This is a genomic window from Pseudomonas sp. DD1, assembly GCF_044510355.1.
GTDB classification, from domain to species: Bacteria; Pseudomonadota; Gammaproteobacteria; order Pseudomonadales; family Pseudomonadaceae; genus Aquipseudomonas; species Aquipseudomonas shahriarae.
Window position 1 is genome coordinate 106975 of the sequence record NZ_MSAJ01000003.1, and the last position, 19084, is coordinate 126058.

19 protein-coding genes are annotated in these 19084 nt (G+C 59.1%); 6 read left to right on the forward strand and 13 right to left on the reverse strand.

Annotated features, from left to right (window positions below; translation table 11 throughout):
• Nucleotides 1-88: 88 nt before the first annotated feature.
• The 7 genes from PSFL_RS02670 to rplM form a co-directional block, all read right to left on the reverse strand.
• A complete protein-coding gene (locus PSFL_RS02670; RefSeq protein ID WP_057438071.1) occupies nt 89-502 on the reverse strand; it encodes a ClpXP protease specificity-enhancing factor in 414 nt (137 codons plus the stop codon).
• 17 nt (nt 503-519) lie between these two features.
• Nucleotides 520-1137 carry a glutathione S-transferase N-terminal domain-containing protein gene (locus PSFL_RS02675; RefSeq protein ID WP_027604841.1) on the reverse strand — a complete coding sequence of 206 codons (618 nt, stop codon included), beginning with the start codon at nt 1135-1137 and terminating at the stop codon, nt 520-522.
• A 150-nt stretch (nt 1138-1287) separates the two neighbouring features.
• On the reverse strand, nt 1288-2067 hold the full coding sequence (locus tag PSFL_RS02680) for a cytochrome c1 (RefSeq protein WP_057438069.1): 780 nt from the start codon (nt 2065-2067) through the stop codon (nt 1288-1290).
• A complete protein-coding gene (locus PSFL_RS02685) occupies nt 2067-3278 on the reverse strand; it encodes a cytochrome bc complex cytochrome b subunit (protein ID WP_003188526.1) in 1212 nt (403 codons plus the stop codon). The genes PSFL_RS02680 and PSFL_RS02685 overlap by 1 nt, the downstream gene beginning before the upstream one ends.
• Nucleotides 3278-3871, reverse strand: coding sequence for a ubiquinol-cytochrome c reductase iron-sulfur subunit (gene petA / locus PSFL_RS02690; protein WP_032860120.1), 594 nt, complete (start codon nt 3869-3871; stop codon nt 3278-3280). The genes PSFL_RS02685 and petA overlap by 1 nt, the downstream gene beginning before the upstream one ends.
• Before the next feature lie 267 nt (nt 3872-4138).
• Nucleotides 4139-4531 (reverse strand): 30S ribosomal protein S9, encoded by a 393-nt coding sequence (rpsI, locus tag PSFL_RS02695; RefSeq protein WP_003171743.1) that lies wholly within the window; start codon nt 4529-4531, stop codon nt 4139-4141.
• Nucleotides 4532-4545: 14 nt separating this feature from the next.
• Entirely contained in the window at nt 4546-4974 is a 429-nt protein-coding gene (gene rplM / locus PSFL_RS02700; protein WP_029291908.1) for a 50S ribosomal protein L13, read from the reverse strand.
• A gap of 248 nt (nt 4975-5222) precedes the next feature.
• On the opposite strand from rplM, the gene PSFL_RS02705 reads away from it, so the two are divergent.
• Nucleotides 5223-6263 carry an NADP(H)-dependent aldo-keto reductase gene (locus PSFL_RS02705; RefSeq protein WP_115129002.1) on the forward strand — a complete coding sequence of 347 codons (1041 nt, stop codon included), beginning with the start codon at nt 5223-5225 and terminating at the stop codon, nt 6261-6263.
• Nucleotides 6264-6364: 101 nt separating this feature from the next.
• On the opposite strand, the gene PSFL_RS02710 is transcribed toward PSFL_RS02705, so the two are convergent.
• Nucleotides 6365-7501 (reverse strand): acyl-CoA dehydrogenase family protein, encoded by a 1137-nt coding sequence (locus tag PSFL_RS02710; RefSeq protein ID WP_057958436.1) that lies wholly within the window; start codon nt 7499-7501, stop codon nt 6365-6367.
• Between the two features lie 220 nt (nt 7502-7721).
• Between PSFL_RS02710 and PSFL_RS02715 the strand changes: the two genes are divergently transcribed.
• On the forward strand, nt 7722-8642 hold the full coding sequence (locus PSFL_RS02715; RefSeq protein WP_169866093.1) for a GlxA family transcriptional regulator: 921 nt from the start codon (nt 7722-7724) through the stop codon (nt 8640-8642).
• A gap of 129 nt (nt 8643-8771) precedes the next feature.
• On the opposite strand, the gene zapE is transcribed toward PSFL_RS02715, so the two are convergent.
• The 3 genes from zapE to PSFL_RS02730 all read right to left on the reverse strand — a co-directional run bounded on the left by zapE (nt 8772) and on the right by PSFL_RS02730 (nt 11955).
• Complete coding sequence (gene zapE, locus PSFL_RS02720) at nt 8772-9866, reverse strand: cell division protein ZapE (protein ID WP_057438065.1); 1095 nt, start codon at nt 9864-9866, stop codon at nt 8772-8774.
• Between the two features lie 79 nt (nt 9867-9945).
• Entirely contained in the window at nt 9946-11301 is a 1356-nt protein-coding gene (locus PSFL_RS02725) for a tryptophan--tRNA ligase (RefSeq protein WP_170044048.1), read from the reverse strand.
• A 24-nt stretch (nt 11302-11325) separates the two neighbouring features.
• Nucleotides 11326-11955, reverse strand: a complete 630-nt coding sequence (locus PSFL_RS02730) for an alpha/beta hydrolase (RefSeq protein ID WP_057438061.1) — start codon at nt 11953-11955, stop codon at nt 11326-11328.
• A 147-nt stretch (nt 11956-12102) separates the two neighbouring features.
• On the opposite strand from PSFL_RS02730, the gene PSFL_RS02735 reads away from it, so the two are divergent.
• Nucleotides 12103-12540: a YhcB family protein gene (locus PSFL_RS02735; RefSeq protein ID WP_029291922.1), complete on the forward strand. Its 438-nt coding sequence runs from the start codon at nt 12103-12105 to the stop codon at nt 12538-12540.
• 198 nt (nt 12541-12738) lie between these two features.
• Here the strand turns inward: PSFL_RS02735 and PSFL_RS02740 are convergent, their stop codons facing one another.
• Entirely contained in the window at nt 12739-13299 is a 561-nt protein-coding gene (locus tag PSFL_RS02740; protein WP_057958431.1) for a response regulator transcription factor, read from the reverse strand.
• Complete coding sequence (locus PSFL_RS02745) at nt 13292-14554, reverse strand: ATP-binding protein (RefSeq protein ID WP_057958430.1); 1263 nt, start codon at nt 14552-14554, stop codon at nt 13292-13294. The genes PSFL_RS02740 and PSFL_RS02745 overlap by 8 nt, the downstream gene beginning before the upstream one ends.
• A 207-nt stretch (nt 14555-14761) precedes the next feature.
• On the opposite strand from PSFL_RS02745, the gene PSFL_RS02750 reads away from it, so the two are divergent.
• From PSFL_RS02750 to PSFL_RS02760, 3 genes are all read left to right on the forward strand, one after another.
• Nucleotides 14762-15478, forward strand: a complete 717-nt coding sequence (locus tag PSFL_RS02750) for an SIMPL domain-containing protein (protein ID WP_169959770.1) — start codon at nt 14762-14764, stop codon at nt 15476-15478.
• Nucleotides 15479-15564: 86 nt separating this feature from the next.
• A complete protein-coding gene (locus tag PSFL_RS02755; RefSeq protein ID WP_397469673.1) occupies nt 15565-17166 on the forward strand; it encodes an ABC transporter substrate-binding protein in 1602 nt (533 codons plus the stop codon).
• 258 nt (nt 17167-17424) lie between these two features.
• Nucleotides 17425-19050 carry an ABC transporter substrate-binding protein gene (locus PSFL_RS02760; protein ID WP_057438055.1) on the forward strand — a complete coding sequence of 542 codons (1626 nt, stop codon included), beginning with the start codon at nt 17425-17427 and terminating at the stop codon, nt 19048-19050.
• The last annotated feature ends 34 nt before the right edge of the window (nt 19051-19084 follow it).

Sequence of the window (19084 nt, forward strand, 5' to 3'; positions counted from 1 at the left end):
ATGATTTGCCCAAGGTTTATCGCGCGCAAAAAAATGCCCCAGCCTAAGCCGGGGCACTTTCAACACATGCCCGAAGGCGCATGTTTTGTCACTTCACCACTTTCAAGCTCGGCCGGCCGCTAGGGCGCGGTGGCTCGGAATCAGGTGGCGGCAGATCATCTTCAATTTCAATCGCTTCGTCGTCTTCAAGGGACGACTCCAGATCAAACACCATGCCCTGGCCATTCTCCCGGGCATAAATGCCCAGGATCGCGCCGATGGGCACATAGAGCGTATGGGGTACCCCACCAAAACGCCCTTCAAAGCTGACCGCTTCATTGTCCATGTGCAGTTGACGCACGGCACTGGGCGAAACGTTCAGGACAATCTGTCCGTCACTGGCAAAACCTTGTGGCACCTGCACCGCAGGAAACTCGGAATTGACCAGCATATGCGGGGTGCAATCGTTGTCCACAATCCACTCGTAGAGCGCGCGGACCAGGTAAGGTCGACTGGAGTTCATCAACGGCTCCTTAAGCCTTAGCGCATATCACGTTCGACGCCAGACAGACTTGCCTGGAAAGCCTCACGCGCAAACTGGCGCTCCATGTAATCAAGCAGCGGCTTGGCAGGCCGCGGCAGTTCAATGCCCAGAATCGGCAAACGCCAGAGTATGGGTAATAGGCAGCAATCCACCAGGCTTTGTTCCTCACTGAGGAAAAAAGGTTTGTCGGCGAACAATGGAGAAACGCCGGTCAGGCTCTCGCGCAATTCCTTACGCGCCTGCACACGGGCCGCTTCTTTGCTGCGTGTATCCAGAATCAGATCCACCAGCCCACACCAGTCACGCTGGATCCGATGGATCAGCAGGCGGCTGTTGGCACGCGCCACCGGATACACCGGCAGCAAAGGTGGATGGGGGTAACGCTCATCCAGATATTCCATCACCACGGTTGACTCCCACAACGCCAGGTCACGATCGACCAGGGTGGGCAAGCTGCCGTAAGGGTTCACTTCGATCAGTTTCGGCGGGTGACGTCCCACCTCCACACTGATGATCTCGGCGCTGACACCCTTCTCTGCGAGCACGATGCGTACTCGGTGGGAATAGTGGTCGGCGGGGTCGGAGTAACAGGCCAACCGGTTGGTCACGCCCATGGCGGTCCTCCTCGCTTGTTGAAATTATCGAAAGCTCAAAAACGAGCGCGCCCAGAAAGCATCTCCTGTAACACCTGGATCAACCAGAGCGTTACCCGTTCAGAGACGTCGCTGGGCGCGCAAGATTAACAGCAATTGCCTAAGGTTGGATCAATGCACATCCTTCCAGTATTCACGCTTGAGCAAATAAGCGAATACGAAGAAGAAAGCCAGGTACAGCAACACATAGGTACCGATGCGTTGATGCTCCAGTTTGACCGGGTTGGCGGAGTAAGCCAGGAAGGTCACCAGGTTCTTGACCTTCTCGTCGAACTGCTCCTCGTTCAGCGCGCCGCTCTTGGGCACGATGGTCAGTTGGTCACAGGCTTCGTGGGTCAACGGCGTGCCGGTCAGCGGGTCATATTGCTTCTTGCCGTTTTCCACGACTTGAACCTGCTTGCATCCGACCACCTGACGGCCTTGCAGGCCGACCAGCACGTTAGGCATACCCACGTTCGGGAAGACCTTGTTGTTCACGCCCCATGGGCGCGTAGGGTCTTCGTAGAACGATTTCAGGTAGCCATACAGCCAGTCGGTGCCACGTACGCGTGCTACCAGGGTCAGGTCGGGCGGTGCAGCCCCGAACCAGGCCTTGGCGTCGGCCGGTTGCATGCCGATGTTCATGTGGTCGCCAATCTTGGCACCGGTGAACACCAGGTTCTTGAGCATCAGCTCATGAGGGATGCCCAGGTCATCGGCCACGCGCTCGTAACGCTGGAACTTGGCGCTGTGGCAGCCCATGCAGTAGTTGGCGAACGTACGGGCGCCGTCTTGCATGGCAGCCTTGTCAGAAACGTCAATGTCGACTTTTTCCAGTGCCACGCCAGACCCGGCCGCGAAGGACAGTGCCGGCAGGGCAGCAAGAATCAATGCAGCGAATAATTTTTTCATCAGCCAGTCACCCTTTCCGGAACCGGTTTTGTCTTCTCGAGCCGGGTGTAGAACGGCATCAGAATGAAGTAGGCGAAGTACAGGAAGGTGCAGACCTGCGACAGCAACGTCCGCTCAGGGGTCGGCGCCAGTACGCCCAGCACGCCCAGGATCACGAACGAGATGCAGAACACCCACAGCCAGATTTTGCTCAGCCAGCCCTTGTAGCGCATGGACTTGACCGGGCTACGGTCGAGCCAAGGCAACACGAACAGCACCGCAATGGCCGCACCCATGGCGATAACGCCCATGAGCTTGTCGGGGATCGCCCGCAAAATGGCGTAGAACGGCGTGAAGTACCAGACCGGGGCAATGTGTTCCGGAGTCTTGAATGCGTTCGCCTGTTCGAAGTTAGGCTTTTCGAGGAAATAGCCGCCCATTTCCGGGAAGAAGAACACAATCGAGCAGAAGACAAACAGGAACACCACCACGCCGACGATATCTTTCACGGTGTAGTAAGGGTGGAAAGGAATGCCGTCCAGCGGAATGCCGTTCTCGTCCTTGTGCTTCTTGATGTCCACGCCGTCCGGGTTGTTCGAACCCACTTCGTGCAGCGCCAGGATGTGCAGCACCACCAGACCGAGAATCACGATCGGCAAGGCCACCACATGCAAGGCAAAGAAGCGGTTCAGGGTGATGCCCGAAATCAGGTAGTCACCACGGATCCACTGGGTCAGGTCGTTGCCGATGACCGGGATCGCGCCAAACAGCGAGATGATCACCTGGGCCCCCCAGTAGGACATCTGGCCCCAAGGCAGCAGGTAGCCCATGAAGGCCTCTGCCATCAGTGCCAGGTAGATCAGCATGCCAAACACCCACACCAGCTCACGCGGCTTCTGGTACGAGCCGTAGAGCAAGCCACGGAACATGTGCAGATAGACCACGATGAAGAACGCCGAAGCGCCAGTGGAGTGCAACAGACGCAGGATCGAGCCGTACTCGACGTCGCGCATGATGTATTCGACGGAGGCAAACGCTTCTTCCGCCGACGGGGTGTAGCTCATGGTCAGCCAGACACCGGTCACGATCTGATTGACCAGTACCAGCAATGCCAGGGAGCCAAAGAAATAGAAGAAGTTGAAGTTCTTCGGCGCGTAATACTTGCTGAGATGGTCTTCCCACATTTTGGTGGCGGGGAAGCGCGCATCCACCCAATCCATGAACTTGCTCATTACGCGCTCTCCTTATCGACACCAATGACAATAACGTCGTCAGATTCGTAGTTGTGCGGCGGAACCGGCAGGTTCAACGGAGCAGGCTGGGATTTGTAGACGCGACCGGCCAGGTCGTAGTGGGAACCGTGGCAAGGGCAGAAATAGCCGCCAACCCAGTCCTTGCCCAGATCCACAGGCGCGACTTCCGGGCGGAAGGTCGGCGAGCAGCCCAGGTGCGTGCAAAGACCGACCAGCAGCAGAATCTCTGGCTTGATCGAACGCGCTTCGTTTTGGGCGTAGGCGGGTTGTTCGGAATTCTTGGATTCGGGGTCAGACAACTGGCCCTCGATTTTCTTCAGATTCCCCAGGATTTCCTCGGTACGACGAACGATGAATACTGGCTGGCCGCGCCACTCAGCAATCATCTGCTGGCCTGGCTCGATCTTGCTGACATTCACCTTCACCGGTGCACCTGCGGCTTTCGCCTTGGCACTGGGAAACCATGACCCCACGAACGGGACCGCAGCCCCCACCGCTCCTGCAGCACCCACAACGGATGTGGCTGCTACCAAGAAGCGACGCCGGCCTGCATTCACGCCGTCATTGCTCATTCAGTCCTCTCCCATCAGCTTTTTGGCCTGTTAAATCAGGCGTCTACTAAGTATTAAATCTGAACTTATAAAAATTTTGCCGAATGGTAATGAAAAGCCCCACCTCTGACAAGGTAATTACCCGGAGCCTAAGCCCCAAGCCTTGTAGTATAGGGGGTCTACGGATGTGGCAAGTTGTCACACAGAAAAAACCTGCATAAAAAGCGGGCAATAAAAAACGCCCAGCTCCGCGAGGAGGCTGGGCGTTTTTGTGGAACGTAAAGCGAATTAACGCTTCGAGTACTGCGGACGCTTACGCGCTTTACGCAGACCGACTTTCTTACGTTCAACTTCACGGGCATCGCGAGTCACGAAGCCAGCTTTGCGCAGAGCGCCGCGCAGGGTTTCGTCGTACTGCATCAGAGCGCGAGTGATACCGTGGCGGATTGCGCCAGCTTGACCACTTACACCGCCACCGATAACGGTGACGTAGATGTCGAACTTTTCAACGGTCTCGGTCAGTTCCAGCGGCTGACGAACTACCATGCGGGCAGTTTCGCGGCCGAAGAAGTTGTCCAGAGTGCGGTTGTTGATCGAGATGTTACCAGTGCCCGGACGCAGGAAAACGCGTGCGGTTGCGGTTTTGCGACGGCCAGTGCCGTAATTTTGAGTCGCCGACATAATGAACTATTCCGTTAAAACTTCAGTTCTTGGGGCTGCTGAGCAGCATGAGGGTGAGCAGCGCCCGCATAGACTTTCAGCTTGCGATACATGTCGCGACCCAGTGGGCCCTTCGGCAGCATACCTTTAACCGCGATCTCGATCGGGGCTTCAGGCTTCTTGGCAATCAGGCCTTCGAAGTTCGAAGACTTGATACCGCCTGGGAAACCGGAGTGACGGTAGTACATTTTGTCGCTTGCTTTGTTGCCGGTTACACGAACCTGCTCAGCGTTGATGATTACGATGTAGTCACCGGTATCAACGTGAGGGGTGTACTCAGGCTTGTGCTTGCCACGCAGACGGCTGGCGACTTCAGTGGCCAGACGACCCAGGGTCTGACCAGCGGCGTCGACGACAAACCAGTCGCGCTGAACTGTTTCCGGTTTTGCAGTAAAAGTTGTCATTCTTTAATAGCCTCAGGGGCCGCCCTGTAAATTAGACGGCGGATCTTACTGAATAGTGCGTACTTTGACAAGTCAAAGGCAGCCGGATACAGACGCTATCGGGGGCTCGGGTCAGCGCGTCCGTTCAACGGCAAGATTCTTCGGCAGGCGGCGCATCACTTCCACTGCAGAAAGAGGTGGGCAATTATGCAGATTGCGAAAAAAAATTCAACCTGCTTTTATGATTGTTTTCCCCGAAGGAGCACCCGATGGATTATCGACAGCTGGGCCGGACCGATCTGAACGTGAGCGCGATCTGCCTCGGGACCATGACCTGGGGCGAGCAAAACACCGAGGCAGAGGCCTTCGCCCAGATTGAAAGAGCCAAAGGTGCGGGGATCAACTTCCTCGATACCGCAGAAATGTACCCGGTCCCCCCCAAGGCTGACACCTACGCCACCACCGAACGCTACATCGGCAACTACTTCAAGAGTCGGGGCGACCGCGCCGACTGGATCCTCGCCAGCAAGATCGCCGGCCCCGGCAACACCATCGACTACATCCGCGACGGCCAGCTCAAGCACAACCGCAAGCACATCGTCGACGCCCTGGACGCCAGCCTCAAGCGCCTGCAGACCGACTGGATCGACCTGTACCAACTGCACTGGCCGGAACGCAGCACCAACTTCTTCGGCCAACTGAGCTACAAGCACCAGGAAGAGCCCGACCTCACACCGCTGGAAGAAACCCTCGAAGCCCTCGACGAGCAGGTCAAGGCCGGCAAGATCCGCCATATCGGCCTGTCCAATGAAACGCCGTGGGGCACCATGAAGTTCCTGGCCCTGGCCGAGGCCCGTGGCTGGACCCGCGCGGTGTCGATTCAGAACCCCTACAACCTGCTCAACCGCAGCTTTGAAGTGGGCCTGGCAGAAATCGCCATCCGTGAGCAATGTGGCTTGCTGGCATATTCGCCACTGGCATTCGGCATGCTCAGCGGCAAGTACGAAGGCGGCGCACGGCCGGCCAAGGGTCGCTTGAGTCTCTACAGCCGCTTCAGCCGCTACTTCAACCCGCAATCGGAAGCCGCGTGCAGCCGCTATGTGGCCCTGGCCCGCGAGCACGGCCTGGACCCGGCGCAGATGGCCCTGGCGTTTGTCACGCAGCAGCCGTTTGTGACCAGCAATATCATTGGCGCGACGACGCTTGCGCAGTTGGACAGCAATATCGCCAGTGCTGATCTGAAACTGTCGAAAGAGGTGTTGGACGGGATCGAGGCGATTCAGAAGGATCACCCAAATCCTGCGCCTTGATTGACCTTCAGGCCGCCATCGCAGGCAAGCCAGCGCCCACATTTGATCGGTAATGTGGGCGCTGGCTTGCCTGCGATGGGGCCCTCAACAGCACCAGAGATTCAAAGCGCCCGCGCAATGATCTCCTTCATGATCTCATTGGTCCCCGCATAAATGCGCTGTACCCGCGCATCCGCCCAGGCCCGGGCAATCGGGTATTCCCACATGTAACCGTAGCCGCCGTGCAACTGCACACACTCATCGAGCACCTTGCATTGCAGGTCAGTGGTCCAGTATTTGGCCATCGCCGCCGTCGGCACATCCAGCTTGCCTTGCAGGTGCTGTTCCAGGCACTTGTCGACAAACACCCGACCAATCTGCACCTCGGTGGCGATCTCCGCCAGCTTGAAGCGGGTGTTCTGGAAGTCGGCAATCGCCTTGCCGAACGCCTTGCGCTCGCGGGTGTAGTCCAGGGTCCATTGCAGCGCCGCCTCGGCCGACGCCAGGGCGCCGATCGCCACGGTCAGGCGCTCCTGGGGCAGCTCCTGCATCAGGTAGGCAAAGCCCATTCCCGCCTGGCCCAGCAGGTTCTCCTTGGGCACCCGCACGTCCTGGAAGAACAGCTCGGAGGTGTCCTGAGCCTTCATCCCGACCTTTTCCAGGCGCTTGCCCTTGTCGAAGCCCGGCGTATTGGCCTCGACCAGAAACAGACTGGTGCCCTTGGCGCCGGCCTTGGGATCGGTCTTGGCCACCACAATCACCAGGTCCGCCAGGAAGCCATTGGTAATAAAAGTCTTGGAGCCGTTGATTACATACTCATCGCCGTCCAGCACGGCGGTGGTCTTGACCCCTTGCAGATCAGACCCGGCGCCCGGCTCGGTCATGGCAATGGCCGTGACCATCTCCCCGGAAACGAGCTTGGGCAGGTACTTGTGCTTCAGCGCCTCGCTGCCGTAATGCAGGATATACGGCGCAACAATGTCCGAATGCAGGGAGAAGCCAATCCCGGTCAGCCCCAGGCGGCCGATCTCTTCGATCACCACGGTGCTGTAGAGAAAGTCGGCGCCCAGGCCGCCATATTCCTCCGGCAGGTGCGAGCACAGCATCCCCGCCTCCCCCGCCTTGCTCCACAGGGCGCGATCAATATGGCCCTGCTTTTCCCATTGCGCATGGTACGGCACCGCGTCTTTTTCGAGGAAGGTGCGCACGCTCTGGCGGAAGAGTTCGTGCTCGGAGCTGAACAAGGTTCTGGGAATCATGAGTCACCTGCGTCGATTGTCGGACAAAAACAAGATCACAGAGCCTAAGCTGCACGGACGTCACAGGACACTGGACACATGCGACAAAAAATAAGACGATCCAGCCGTTAGTTGACCACTTTCCCCTATAAGAATAATCGAAATTATGTCTAACCTCGTCTCCACGCCCTTGCGGCGCGTCAGCATTTTGGCCATTGACCGGGTGTTTGCTTCCACCCTCATGCAAGCCAAGGATTTCTTCCACCTCGCCAGCCTGCGTTACGGCAAACAGCAGGGCCTGGGCCTCACGCCGGCCTTTGAAACCCGCCTGGTAAGCCCCGATGGGCAATCGGTGTGCAGCTTCAGCGATGTGATCATGCCGGTCGACGGCGGCCTGGAAAACGCCGATATCATTGTGCTGCCGGCCTTCTGGGATGACTTCGACGCCCTGAGCAAACGCTACCCACAGATCCTGCCCTGGCTGCGCGAGCAACATGCGCGCGGGGCGGTGTTATGCGGTGAGGCCACCGGAGTGTTCTGGCTCGCCGAAGCCGGCCTGCTCGATGGCAAGGAAGCGACCACCTACTGGCGCTTCTTCAACGCCTTCAGCGAACGCTTCCCCAAGGTCCAGCTCAATCAGGACAAGCACCTGACCGACGCCGATAACCTGTACTGCGCCGGGGGCACCACGTCAGCCTGCGATCTCTACATTTATCTGATCGAGCGCTTCTGCGGCGCCAACATCGCCCAGGCCGTGGCCCGCGACATCCTTTACGAAGTGCAGCGCAGCTACGCGCCGGGACGCATCGGTTTTGGTGGGCAGAAGCTGCACCAGGATGTGATCATCCTGCAGATCCAGCATTGGCTCGAAGAGCACTTCGCCGACAAGTTCCGCTTTGAAGACGTGGCCCGTGAACACGGCATGAGCATCCGCAACTTTATGCGGCGCTTCCAGACCGCTACCGGCGACAAGCCGCTGCACTACCTGCAACGCCTGCGCATCGAGACAGCCAAGGGGTTGTTGTCGGGCAGCCGCAAGAGCATCAAGACCATCAGCTATGAGGTGGGCTACGACGATGCGAGCTTTTTTGCGCGACTGTTCAGGCAGCACACGGAACTGTCGCCGAACCAGTATCGCCAGCAGTTCCAGCAGGCCGCCTAACTAAAGGCGGGCACAATCAAATGTGGGAGCGGGCTTGCTCGCGAATGCGGTGTGTCAGTTAACGAATAAGTCGACTGATACACCGCATTCGCGAGCAAGCCCGCTCCCACATTTTGGTTCGGTGTTTGCCTAAGGCTTGTGCGCCCGCGCCAGGAACTCGTGGGACTGCATTTCCAACAAGCGGCTCAAGGTCCGCTGGAATTCGAAGTTCAAGCGACCGCCGGTGTAGAGGTCCTTGAGTTCGACTTCAGCCGAGATGATCAGCTTGACGTTACGGTCGTAGAATTCATCGACCATGTTGATAAAGCGCCGGGCGATGTCGTCGGTAGTGACGCTCATTTGCTCGACACCGCTCAAGATCACCGCATGGAAGATCTTGCCCAGTTCGATGTAGTCGTTCTGGCTGCGGGGCCCGTCGCACAGCTCGCGGAAGTCGAACCAGGCCACGTCGTCACAGGTGCGCAGGGCAATGATCTGGCGATTCTCGATCATCAACTTATCGTTTTCCACCGCCTGGGTGCATTCCGGCGTCAACGCACGGAAGCTCTTGCGCAGGCTTTCGTGGGCCGCTTCGTCGAGGGGGAAGTGGAACAACTCGGCTTGCTCGAGGTGCCGCAGGCGGTAATCGACGCCGCTGTCGACGTTGACGATATCGGTGTGCTGCTTGATCAGAGCGATGGCCGGCAGGAAACGCGCGCGCTGCAGGCCGTCCTTGTACAGGCCGTCAGGCACGATGTTCGAGGTGGCGACCAGGGTCACGCCGTTCTTGAACAACTCTTCCATCAGGGTGCCGAGAATCATCGCATCGGTGATATCGGACACGAAGAACTCATCGAAACAGATCACCCGCGCTTCCTGGGAGAAACGCTTGGCGATGATGGTCAGCGGGTTTTTCTCGCCGTGCAGGGTCTTCATCTCTTCGTGCACGCGCTTCATGAAGCGGTGGAAGTGAGTGCGCGACTTCTCCTTGAACGGCAGCGCTTCGAAGAAGGTGTCGACCAGGTAAGTCTTGCCGCGCCCCACACCGCCCCAGAAGTACAAGCCTTTGACCGGCGTCTGGTCTTTCTTGCCAAACAGCTTGCTGAGCATCCCCGGCTTGCTCTGGGAAGAGGCGACCAGGTCTTCGTACAGGCGCTGCAAGTGACGCACCGCCGTTTCCTGGGCAGCATCATGGAAGAAGTCGGGGCGCTTCAGATCAGCTTGATATCGTTCTAGGGGCGTCATAATTTCGTTAGCAAGGCAACAAAAACGGGCCGTCACTGTAACGACGGCCCCGGATAATGGCAATCAACCCTTGGTCGGGTCAGTCTTCGATTGGCGTCAATGCTACGCGCACGGCTTCGATGGCGGCATCCCGCGCAGCGCTGTCGGCGAAGGCCGGGCTGTCGGCGATACACGCGCCGTCGAGCCACACCGTAAAGCCCAGGGCCTCACTGCGCACATCCAGCGCCTGGCCGGACTGCAACTGCTTGGTGACAGCGCCCGCCGCCTTGCCATCGGCAAAGTTGCGCGACAACAACAGCTGCTCGCCGTCAGCCGCCAGCAGGCGGAAGCGGAAGCTGCCGTCGTCTTCACGGAAGCTGACAAACCGCGCGGCCTTGACTGCCTTCTTCTTGGTGCTGGCAGCCTCGGTGGCCTGGTTGACGAACGAGCGCAGGCCCACGGCTTCCCGCAGCTCCTGCAGGAATGGACCGGCGACGGCACGGGCCTTCTTGGCGCCGACCAGCAGCAGGTCTTCCATGTCCGAAGGGCGCGCCATCAATTGATGGTAGCGCTCGCGGGCTTCGCCCAACTGGCCGTCCAGCAGTTGGAACAGGCGGTTTTTCGCCTCGCCCCAGCCCAGGCCGTCGAGCAGTTCGCTGCGCAGTTGCTGTTCCTGTTCAGGGGTGGCGAACGCCTGGTACAAGGTGAACAGGTGCGAGTTATCCGGATCCTTGGCCTCACCCGGCGCGCGGGAGTCGGTGACGATTCGCGAGATCGCGTCCTTCATGTCCTTGGCGGTGGTGAACAACGGAATGGTGTTGTCGTAGCTCTTCGACATCTTGCGCCCGTCCAGGCCCGGCAAGGTGGCGACACCTTCTTCGATCACCGCCTCGGGCATGGTGAAGAACTCTTTGCCCTTGCCGAACAGGTGGTTGAAACGCTGGCCGATATCACGGGCCATTTCCACGTGCTGGATCTGGTCGCGGCCGACCGGCACCTTATGGGCATTGAACATCAGGATGTCCGCCGCCATCAGCACCGGATAGCTGTACAGGCCCATGCTGATCCCGGCATCCGGGTCTTCGCCGTTTTCCAGGTTCTTGTCCACCGAGGCCTTGTAGGCGTGGGCGCGGTTGAGCAGGCCCTTGGCCGCGACGCAAGTCAGCAGCCAGGTCAGCTCGGGAATTTCCGGGATATCGGACTGACGGTAGAAGGTCACCCGGTTCACATCCAGGCCACCGGCCAGCCAGGTCGCGGCGATTTCCATACGCGAGCGCTGGATGCGCTGCGGGTCATCGCACTTGATCAGGGCGTGGTAGTCGGCCAGGAAGTAGAACGAATCGGCATTGGCATCCTGGCTGGCGAGGATCGCCGGGCGGATGGCACCGGCGTAGTTGCCCAGGTGCGGGGTGCCGGTGGTGGTGATGCCGGTGAGGATACGGGTACGAGTCGTCATGGGTAATCGCTTATCAGACTGCTATCAATTCGAAAGGCGCGGCAGCACCAGATCCTTGAGATCGGTGAGCTTGCCATGAAAAAAGTGCCCGCATTCTGCCACTTTCAGCAGCTCATGGGGGCGTTTGAGGGCGGCAGACCAGTCGTAGACCTGCTGCGGGTCGACCACTTCGTCGGTTTCCGGCTGGATCACGGTCAGCGGGCAGCCCTGTGGAAGCGGGTCCTCGTCACGCAAACGCATGACGGCCGCAGCCACCATAAACAGGTGCGCGAGTTTTTCGCCCTTGGCTTCCAGGCGCCCGCCGAGACTGGCGGCAACAAATCCACCGAACGAGAAACCCAGCAAGGTGATGGGCAGGTCCGGGTGTTTTTCACGCAGCCAGCTTACGGCGGCTTCGGCATCGTCCACTTCACCTGTGGCCATATCATGGCTACCCGCGCTGGCACCGACGCCACGGTAATTGAAACGCAAAGTAATCAAACCGGCATCGCGGGCGGTACGTTGCAGGGTCGAGACGACTTTATTGAGCATGGTCCCACCCTGCACCGGGTTGGGGTGGCAGATCAGCGCCAGGCCACGTGGCTCGGGGTGATCGAGGTACAAGGCTTCCAATTGGCCTACCGGGCCATCAATCAAAACAGGGGTTTCACGCATGAGCAAGGAATGAACTCCGTGACCTCTCAAGGGGTCGACTCGTCTAGCTAAAAGTCTGTGCATGGCATCATTGCGAGCTTAATCGCGGTATACAGCGCAGGTCCGAGCCGTTAACGTAAAGCAAAGCCGTTTATAGAGGAAGGACTCGTGGAACACTCGCTCTTAGTTTGGTTGTTGCCGACTCTTGCCCTGGTTGCCGGTGTCGCCATTGGATTCCTGGTTGCTCGCCTCCTGCCGAATGCCGCGCCTAACCGCACGCAGCGTCAGTTGGATGACATCCAGGAACGTTTTGACAGTTATCAGAACGAGGTTGTTACCCACTTCAACAGCACCGCGACCCTGGTCAAGAAGCTCACCCAGAGCTACCAGGAAGTACAGGATCACCTCGCCGATGGCGCCAACCGCCTGGCTCTGGACGATATTACCCGTCAGCGTCTGCTGGCCGCGCTGCATTCCGATGCCACGCAAGCCCCACGGGAGCGCCTGACCCCGCCACGGGAAAACCAGGAGCCGCCGCGGGACTACGCGCCAAAGACGCCGAACGCCCCCGGCATGCTGGATGAGCATTACGGCTTGAAAAAGTAAGTCGTTTTCAAGCCATACAAAAAGCCCGGCTGATCCATGATCAGCCGGGCTTTTTGTTGGAACTGGATCGGCAGAACAATGGAGATCCAATGTGGGAGCGGGCTCGCTCGCGAAGGTGGAGTGTCAGTTGTTAAAGACTTAACTGACACTCCACCTTCGCGAGCAAGCCCGCTCCCACACAAGCCCACTCACCGTAGTTCAGCGCCGTACCGGGCGCTTCTGCAGCTTGCGCTGCAAGGTCCGGCGGTGCATGCCCAGGGCACGGGCCGTGGCTGAGATATTGCCTTCGTGCTCGGTCAACACGCGCTGGATGTGCTCCCACTGCAGGCGGTCCACCGACATCGGGTTTTCCGGCACCAGGGTGTCGAGGTCGGCATGCTCGGAGAGCAAGGCGGCCAGCACATCATCGGCGTCCGCCGGCTTGCACAGGTAGTTGCAGGCACCGCGCTTGATCGCCTCGACAGCGGTGGCAATGCTCGAATACCCGGTGAGGATCAGCACGCGCATTTCCGGGTCCAGCTCCAGCAGCTTGGGCAGCAGCACCAGGCCCGAGTCACCGTCCATTTTCAGGTCCAGTGCCGCGTAGTCCGGCAGGTCGGCCTGGGCGATGGCCAGGCCTTCTTCGGCGGAACCTGCAGTGCTGACGCGAAACCCGCGACGGCTCATGGCTCGCGCCATTACGCGGGTAAAGGTGGCATCGTCATCTACCAGCAACAGGTGCGGCAGTTCTTCGCCTTCGACTTGGATCTCGTCACTCATCGATGTCTCCTCGTGCAGCACGGGGCAGGCGCAGCTCGGTGAGCGTGCCGCCTTCCTCATGGGGGTAAAGTTTCACCGAGCCGCCAGCGCGGGTCACGCTGGCCTTGCTCAAGAACAGGCCCAGGCCGAAGCCTTTGCCCTTGGTGGTAAAGAATGGCTTGCCGATCTGCTCGGCAATCGCCAGCGGCACGCCAGCGCCGTGGTCGCGAATACTGATGGTGAGGTTTTCCCAATCCCAGTCCAACTGCACTTCCAACCCTTCCGGGCAGGCGTCGGCTGCATTGTTCAACAGGTTCAGCAACGCCTGGGTCAGGTCCGGCGGTGGCGCCATACGCGGCACTGCGCCCTGCCCCAGCAGGTGGAAACGGTAACTGGCTTCGGGACGCATCAAGTGCCAGCGGTTCAGGGCTTCGTCCAGCCACTGGGTGACGTCTTGCATATCCACCGCCAGGCGCCGGTTGGCTTCAGCGGCGCGCACCAGTTGCTGCAAGGTCTGCTTGCACTGCTTGACCTGTTCCTGCAACACGCCGAGGTCGTCTTGCAAGGCCGGGTCGTGATGGTCCTGGCGCATTTCCTTGATCAGCACGCTCATGGTTGCCAGCGGCGTGCCCAGTTCATGGGCCGCACCGGCGGCCTGGGTCGCCACGGCCAGCAGTTGCTGGTCACGCAGGCCCTCTTCACGGCGGATTGCGCGCAGTTCTTCCTGGCGCCGCAGCTCTTCGGCCATACGCGCGGCAAAAAAGGTGATCACCGCCGCCGACAGCGCGAAGCTCAGCCACATGCCGTAGATCTGCAGGTTTTCCCGGGCAATCGGGAAGGTTTCCAGGGGATAGAACTGCGCCAGCAACAAGGTGTAAAGCGCCAGGGCAATCCCCGACAGGATCACCGAATAGCGCCACGGCAAGGTCACGGCAGCGATGGTCAGCGGTACCAGGTAATAGGAAACGAAGGGGTTGGTGGAGCCACCGGAGAAATACAGCAACACGCTGTGGATAAACAGGTCGCAGGCCAGTTGCAGCGCGTACTCCAGCTCCGTCACCGGCCAGGTGGTGCGCAGGCGGATGGCCGTGAACACACACAGCACCGTGGAAAAGGCCAGGGTCACCCACAGTTGCAGCCAAGGCAGCGGCAACAGTTCAAACCAATAGGCGAGCCCAACGGAACCGGCCTGGGCGGCCAGCACCAGGGTGCGGATAAACGTCAGGCGCCAGAGGTTCTGGCGAGTGGCGGAAGTCAGTTTTACGGGGGCGAGCATGAGCTCTCCTGATGAGCGCTCCAGGCGGATCGCAGCAAGTATAAACGAAGCGACGGTACAGTCTGCGAGTCTGTGGCCCTTTGACGCAGGTCATGGCTTTATGACCGTTCGTCGGCATCGTCGCCAGATGTAGAGATTTTGTAACCCGCCGAACCCGAATCCCCCGTCTACAGTCTTACCGAATACGATCACTCTCAAGGAGCTTCCATGTCACGTTTCACTCGCAGTGCCGCCCTTATTGCCCTCAGCGTTGGCAGCATTGCCAGCCTGCCTGCGCTGGCCGCCGATCAACTGCACTACAACCAGATTTCCCTGCGGGCCGAAGTCAGCCAGGAAGTGGCCCGTGACAAGATGATCGTCACCCTCTACACCGAGTCGCAAAATACTGACCCGGCCAAGCTCGCCGCCGAAGTCACAACCATCATGAACAAGGCGCTGGGCGAAGCTCGCGAAGTAAAAGGCGTGACCCTGCGCCAGGGCAGCCGCAACAGCTATCCGATCTACGACAACAAGAACCAGAAGATCACCGGCTGGCGCGAGCGCGCCGAACTGCGTCTGGAAAGCGCGGACTTCCCGGCGCTGTCCAAGCTCACCGGCGAGCTGCTCAACACCCTGAAAATGGACAATATGGACTTCGCCATCGCCGACGCCACGCGCAAGTCCAGCGAAGACGCGTTGCTCAAGGATGCGGTCGCCGCGTTCAAGGCCCGCGCCCAACTGGCCACCGATGCACTCGGCGGCAAGGGCTACAAGATCGTCAACCTGAACTTCAATACCAACGGCTACCCAATGCCGTACGCGCGAAATGGCGGGATGATGATGAAGGCGGCAGCGATGGATTCGGCGCCGACACCTGAGGTCGAGGCCGGCACCAGCCAGGTCAGCATGAGCGCTGATGGCGTGATTGAAGTACAGATGCCATAAGCCTTACCTGATGGCCCACAACGGCGGTAACCTCGGTGACCGCCGTTTTTTTTGGCCGTTGTTTACCTGCCATTTCAGGGGTCACCATGGATAGAACTGTCTTCAAGTCGCTCCTCCTCGTTGCCAGCCTGCTGGCGTGCATGCCCACGGCCCAGGCGGCAAGCACCCTGGTCTACTGCTCCGAAGCCAGCCCCGCCGGGTTCGATCCGAGCCAGTACACCAGCGGCACCGATTTTGATGCCTCGGCCGAAACCGTGTTCAACCGCCTGACCCAGTTCAAGCGCGGCGGGACCGAAGTCGAGCCGGGCCTGGCGACCCGTTGGGAGGTGTCCAAGGACGGCCTGGCCTACACCTTTCACCTGCGCGACGGGGTCAAGTTCCACAGCACCGAGTACTTCACCCCGACCCGCGACTTCAATGCCGACGACGTGCTGTTCACTTTCCAGCGCCTGCTGGACGCCAACCATCCATTCCGTCAGGCCTACCCGTCCGAGTCGCCGTACTTCACCGATATGGGCCTGAATACCACGATCAAAAGTGTGGAAAAGCTCGACGAGCACAGCGTGCGCTTCAACCTCAATAACGTCGATGCCGCTTTCGTGCAGAACCTGGCCATGAGTTTTGCGTCCGTGCAATCGGCCGAGTACGCGGCGCAGTTGCTTAAAGACGGCAAGGCCGCCGATCTCAACCAGAAACCGATCGGCACCGGGCCGTTTGTGTTCAAGCGCTACCAGAAGGACTCGCAGATTCGCTACGTCGCCAATAAAAACTATTGGAAGCCTGAGGATGTGAAACTCGACAGCCTGGTGTTTGCGATCACCCCGGACGCCGCGTCGCGCCTACAAAAGCTCAAGGCCAGCGAATGCCAGGTCAGCGGCTATCCGCGCCCCTCGGATATCGAGGTGATGAAGCAGGATCCAAACCTGCGCGTGCAGCAGCAGGCGGGCTTCAACCTGGGCTTTCTGGCCTATAACGTGACCCATCCGCCGCTGGACCAGCTCAAGGTGCGCCAGGCCCTGGACATGGCCATCGATAAGCCGGCGATTATCCAGGCGGTGTACCAAAGTGCCGGGCAATTGGCGCAGAACGCACTGCCGCCTGCCCAGTGGTCTTATGACCCCAGCATCAAGGACGCACCGCACGACCCTGCCAAGGCCCGGGCGCTACTAAAAGAAGCAGGGGTTGCACCAGGTACCACCATCAATCTGTGGGCGATGACCGTGCAGCGCGCCTCCAATCCCAACGCGCGAATGTCGGCGCAGATGATCCAGCAGGATTGGGCCAAAGTCGGGATCACCGCCAATATCGTCAGCTATGAGTGGGGCGAATACATCAAGCGCGCAAAAAACGGCGAGCACGATGTGATGATCTACGGCTGGACCGGCGACAACGGCGACCCGGATAACTGGCTGGGCGTGCTCTACAGTTGTGCCGCGGTCAAGGGCAGCAACTATGCAAAATGGTGTAACCCGCAGTACGACCAACTGGTGCAGAAGGCCAAGCTCAGCAGTGACCGTGACGAACGCATAAAGTGGTATCAACAGGCGCAAAAAATACTTAAGAATCAAGTACCTATAACGCCTATTGCGAACTCGACGGTTTTCCAGCCACTGCGCAAGGAGGTCCAGGACTTCAAGATCAGCCCGTTTGGCCTGACACCGTTCTACGGCGTAAGTCTGAATAAGTAACAACTATGCCCCAACCGGGTGCGCCAGACACCTCGGTTGGACTTATTCGGTGCACTCCACGCACCGAAAAAAGCCCTCAAAAGTACAGTTTCGTGTCGAAAATTATATGAATGCGACATTCCTGTACGTTCGTACCACTCTTTGCCGCTTGTTGCCTCTCAACGTCTTGCATTGGGTATGGGGCCTGCATAAGTATCCGCAGGCCGACTCACGAGGTCGCCCTCAATTCCAAAAATGACAACAAATCATGAGGCCAACATGCTTAAACACGCAGTCATTCCGTTTTTAGTCAGCGCCGGTTTAATGGCCGCTGCACCTTTCGCCCAGGCGGCGACTAATCTGGTGTTCTGCTCCGAAGGGAGCCCGGCCGGTTTCGACCCAGGCCAGTACACTACCGGAACAGACTTCGATGCTTCGGCCGAAACCATGTTCAACCGGCTCAGCCAGTTCGAGCGCGGCGGCACCGCCGTGATTCCTGGCCTGGCCACCAAGTGGGATGTATCCGAAGATGGCCTGACCTACACCTTCCACCTGCGCGAAGGGGTCAAGTTCCACACCACGCCGTATTTCAAGCCGACTCGTGAATTCAACGCCGACGACGTGCTCTTCACCTTCAACCGGATGATCAATAAAGACGATCCGTTCCGTAAGGCCTACCCCACCGAGTTCCCGTACTTCACGGACATGGGGATGGACACCAACATCAAGAACATCGAGAAAATCGACGACCACACCGTCAAGTTCACCCTTGGCACCGTGGACGCCGCGTTTATCCAGAACCTGGCCATGAGCTTCGCCTCGGTACAGTCGGCCGAATACGCCGCCCAACTGTTGAAGGACGGCAAGCCCCAGGACATCAACCAGAAGCCGGTCGGCACTGGTCCGTTCGTGTTCAAGAGCTACCAGAAAGACTCCAACATCCGCTTCACCGGCAACAAGGATTACTGGAAGCCTGAAGACGTGAAGATCGACAACCTGATCTTCGCCATCACCACCGACCCGTCGGTGCGTGTGCAGAAACTCAAGAAGAATGAATGCCAGGTCACCCTCTTCCCGCGTCCGGCTGACCTCAAGGCCCTGGGCGAGGACAAAACCCTGAAACTGCCGCACCAGGCCGGTTTCAACCTGGGTTATATCGCCTACAACGTCATGCCAGTGCTCAAGGGCCAGACGGCCGCCAACCCCCTGGCCGACCTGCGCGTACGCCAGGCGCTGGACATGTCGGTCAACAAGCAGCAGATCATCGACTCGGTGTACCAGGGCGCAGGCCAACTGGCGGTCAACGCCATGCCGCCGACCCAATGGTCCTATGACGACACCATCAAGGACGTCCCGCACGATGTGGCCAAGGCCAAGGAACTGCTCAAGGAGGCCGGCGTCAAGGAAGGCACCGAGATCACCTTGTGGGCCATGCCGGTCCAGCGTCCGTACAACCCCAACGCCAAGCTGATGGCCGAGATGCTGCAGAACGACTGGAAGCAGATCGGCTTGAAGGTCAACATCGTCAGCTACGAGTGGGGCGAGTACATCAAGCGCTCCAAGGGCGGCGAGAACCAGGCCATGATCATCGGCTGGAGCGGTGACAATGGTGACCCGGACAACTGGCTGAACGTGCTGTTTGGCTGCGACTCCCTGGCCGGCAACAACTTCTCCAAATGGTGTGACAAGAAATTCGACGGCATCGTGAAAGAAGCCAAGGCCACATCGGACGTCGCCAAGCGCACCGAACTGTACAAACAGGCGCAACACGTCCTCAAAGATGCAGTGCCCATGACACCTATCGCGCACTCGACGGTGTATCAACCCATGCGCAACAACGTGCAGGACTTCAAGATCAGCCCATTTGGCTTGAATTCCTTCTACGGGGTGAGCGTCAGCAAGTAGTGATCTCTAGCGGCGACGTTTCATAACGTCGCCG

Bases quoted from the DNA above. Each gene is read 5' to 3' on its own strand.
- PSFL_RS02670 (WP_057438071.1), bottom strand. From the start codon at position 502: ATGAACTCCAGTCGACCTTACCTGGTCCGCGCGCTCTACGAGTGGATT.
- PSFL_RS02675 (WP_027604841.1), bottom strand. From the start codon at position 1,137: ATGGGCGTGACCAACCGGTTGGCCTGTTACTCCGACCCCGCCGACCAC.
- PSFL_RS02680 (WP_057438069.1), bottom strand. From the start codon at position 2,067: ATGAAAAAATTATTCGCTGCATTGATTCTTGCTGCCCTGCCGGCACTG.
- PSFL_RS02685 (WP_003188526.1), bottom strand. From the start codon at position 3,278: ATGAGCAAGTTCATGGATTGGGTGGATGCGCGCTTCCCCGCCACCAAA.
- petA (WP_032860120.1), bottom strand. From the start codon at position 3,871: ATGAGCAATGACGGCGTGAATGCAGGCCGGCGTCGCTTCTTGGTAGCA.
- rpsI (WP_003171743.1), bottom strand. From the start codon at position 4,531: ATGTCGGCGACTCAAAATTACGGCACTGGCCGTCGCAAAACCGCAACC.
- rplM (WP_029291908.1), bottom strand. From the start codon at position 4,974: ATGACAACTTTTACTGCAAAACCGGAAACAGTTCAGCGCGACTGGTTT.
- PSFL_RS02705 (WP_115129002.1), top strand. From the start codon at position 5,223: ATGGATTATCGACAGCTGGGCCGGACCGATCTGAACGTGAGCGCGATC.
- PSFL_RS02710 (WP_057958436.1), bottom strand. From the start codon at position 7,501: ATGATTCCCAGAACCTTGTTCAGCTCCGAGCACGAACTCTTCCGCCAG.
- PSFL_RS02715 (WP_169866093.1), top strand. From the start codon at position 7,722: ATGCAAGCCAAGGATTTCTTCCACCTCGCCAGCCTGCGTTACGGCAAA.
- zapE (WP_057438065.1), bottom strand. From the start codon at position 9,866: ATGACGCCCCTAGAACGATATCAAGCTGATCTGAAGCGCCCCGACTTC.
- PSFL_RS02725 (WP_170044048.1), bottom strand. From the start codon at position 11,301: ATGACGACTCGTACCCGTATCCTCACCGGCATCACCACCACCGGCACC.
- PSFL_RS02730 (WP_057438061.1), bottom strand. From the start codon at position 11,955: ATGCGTGAAACCCCTGTTTTGATTGATGGCCCGGTAGGCCAATTGGAA.
- PSFL_RS02740 (WP_057958431.1), bottom strand. From the start codon at position 13,299: ATGAGTGACGAGATCCAAGTCGAAGGCGAAGAACTGCCGCACCTGTTG.
- PSFL_RS02745 (WP_057958430.1), bottom strand. From the start codon at position 14,554: ATGCTCGCCCCCGTAAAACTGACTTCCGCCACTCGCCAGAACCTCTGG.
- PSFL_RS02750 (WP_169959770.1), top strand. From the start codon at position 14,762: ATGTCACGTTTCACTCGCAGTGCCGCCCTTATTGCCCTCAGCGTTGGC.
- PSFL_RS02755 (WP_397469673.1), top strand. From the start codon at position 15,565: ATGGATAGAACTGTCTTCAAGTCGCTCCTCCTCGTTGCCAGCCTGCTG.
- PSFL_RS02760 (WP_057438055.1), top strand. From the start codon at position 17,425: ATGCTTAAACACGCAGTCATTCCGTTTTTAGTCAGCGCCGGTTTAATG.